The 290-nt window shown below is 64.8% G+C and carries 1 protein-coding gene; it reads right to left on the minus strand.

Going from position 1 to position 290, the window contains the following annotated elements:
* A partial coding sequence (locus QN347_RS19725; RefSeq protein WP_323494385.1) for a transposase occupies positions 1-205 on the minus strand: 205 nt, incomplete at its 3' end.
* Between the last annotated feature and the right edge of the window lie 85 nt (positions 206-290).

Consider the following 290-nt stretch of genomic DNA (forward strand, 5'->3'; position numbering starts at 1 on the left):
CCGGCTCCGCCGGCTCGCTATGGCCCTCCGACCCGAAAACCGCCGCGGCCCCGCCCAGCAGCTGGCCCCGCCACGTCGTGATCTGGTTCGGGTGAACGTCGAACTGCTGCGCCAACTCGGCCAGCGTCTTCTCGCCCTTCACGGCAGCCAGGGCCACCTTCGCCTTGAAGGCCGGACTATGGTTCCGGCGTGTTCGCTTCGTCATCTCATCTCCTGTTCGGCAGCCATGCTGGCCACCTTCAGGCAGAAACTCCACTTAACAGCCTGTCCAAATTTGCCGAGCCACCTCT

This window comes from Sphingomonas sp. 10B4 (assembly GCF_035019905.1).
Taxonomy (GTDB): Bacteria; Pseudomonadota; Alphaproteobacteria; order Sphingomonadales; family Sphingomonadaceae; genus Sphingomonas; species Sphingomonas glacialis.